The 1,604-nt window shown below is 63.0% G+C and carries 1 protein-coding gene and 2 pseudogenes; all 3 read right to left on the reverse strand.

Annotated features, from left to right (window positions below; all coding sequences use genetic code 11):
- Positions 1–582: 582 nt before the first annotated feature.
- Positions 583–909: an Lsr2 family protein gene (locus ACIQU6_RS44755; RefSeq protein ID WP_403488491.1), complete on the reverse strand. Its 327-nt coding sequence runs from the start codon at positions 907–909 to the stop codon at positions 583–585.
- Positions 910–1,072: 163 nt separating this feature from the next.
- Positions 1,073–1,312, reverse strand: a pseudogene (locus ACIQU6_RS44760) (integrase core domain-containing protein); the annotation flags it as partial.
- A 53-nt stretch (positions 1,313–1,365) separates the two neighbouring features.
- Positions 1,366–1,443 (reverse strand): annotated as a pseudogene (locus ACIQU6_RS44765) (hypothetical protein); the annotation flags it as partial.
- Positions 1,444–1,604: the final 161 nt, after the last annotated feature.

The following is a 1,604-nucleotide window of genomic DNA, read 5'->3' on the forward strand; positions in this document are numbered from 1 at the left end:
AACACCACGCCCGCCTCTGCCACCAAAACTGGCACGTCTACGCCGACAACCACACCATGACCAGACAGCACACCAGCAGCTATCTACAGCTGCCGTGAACAAGTACAAGCGGTTCACGGGCAAGCGCAAGGCCCTGGCGAAGATGCAGGAGATCGCTCGGCGATACCCCCGCATGTTCGCGCAGTGGCGCATTAGGGTATGCGCTGTGGCGGTCTGATGATCAGAGTGGCACGAGCCGTGTAACGGGAGACTGTTACGCACGGTTCTGTGAGGGCCGGGGGTGAGATTTCCCCCCCGGCTACTCGGCGACCAGGGCGCACCGGGCCCGGTCGTACGGGTGCAGCTTGCAGGAGCGTTCCCCGTCGCACGCGACGATCACCATCGTCACCAGTTCCAGGAGCTCTTCGTCGACGTCGCATGCGGCAGGATAGGAAAAAACGGGGCATCTCCGCTGGTCAGGCTAATTGTGGTGACCTCCCAAACCGGCGGGATGCCCCGTTCGTCACGCCCCGGTCAACACCCCGTCACCGCCCCACCCGCAGGGCGTACAGATGGAAAAGGCTCCAGAGGTTGGAAAAGTCTTCAGTGGGCTTTGCTGTACGCCTCTCGAACCTCTGCGGGCACTCGTCCACGGTCGGACACGTCAAGGCCAGCCTCCTTGGCCCAGGCTCGGATAGCGGCGCTGTCGTCACGGCCAGCACCCTGAGCAGGGCGAGCCTTGCGGGCCCTTCCGAGCCGTCGACCGGCTGCAGTGAACGGCTGCATTGCTTCCAGCAGCTGGTCAAAGCTGTCGGGATTGAGGTCAATTTCGTACTGCACGCCGTCAATGGCGAGAGTGTGGGTGGCGGCCTCCGGCGATTCTTCGCCAGTGAGGTCGTCCGTGTAAATAGTTACAACTTTCTGGGCCATATCCAAGATTGTAAGTGCTGACGAGAGGCGCTATGGCCTCCACGCGGATCTTTAAGCGTGAATTTGCGCTGTACATCGTGATCTCGTGGCAACTGGGTCGCTCGCGAGGGCCTATGGCTGGTTCGGGGACCGCATCGTGGCACAAAACCACGGTTTCGTGTGGCTATGCGGCGAGTGTCAGGGTAGCCGACTGCTCGTAGGCGGTGGGGCTGAGCTGCCCGTTCGCCGAGTGGCGGCGCTGAGTGTTGAAGCGGGTGAAGACGCGGCGGCGGCATCCCGCGGCCCTGTCGAAGCGACGCCGGCCCTGGCGCGTCTCCCGTTTGAGGGCCGCGTGGAAGGACTCGCAGGCAGCGTTGTCCGCGCTGGTGCCGATGGCGCCCATCGATTGCCGCACTCCCAACTCCACGTGGCCAACGTGCCCTCGTTGATCTCCAGGTCCCTCGCGACCTGGGCGACCGGCTTCCCAGTCTCACGAACGATCCGGACCGCCCCGGCCCGGAACTCCGCGTCGTACTTCTTGCGTATCTCTGCCATCAAACTTCCTCATAGCGGACTTCTCCACACTACGAGGGGAGGCACTTGAGTTTCGAACTTTTAGGGCCGGGCTGGGTCGGGTGAGGGGGTGAGTCGTGTGCTTGTCCGAAGTGGTGGGCTTGGCTCTTGTCGGTCGTCCATACTGGGATGGTGAGCGATGA

The organism is Streptomyces sp. NPDC090442 (genome assembly GCF_044769405.1).
Lineage (GTDB): Bacteria > Actinomycetota > Actinomycetes > Streptomycetales > Streptomycetaceae > Streptomyces.

What these genes read in the sequence shown, in the direction of transcription:
- ACIQU6_RS44755 (WP_403488491.1), bottom strand. Translation starts at nt 909, where the DNA reads ATGGCCCAGAAAGTTGTAACTATTTACACGGACGACCTCACTGGCGAA.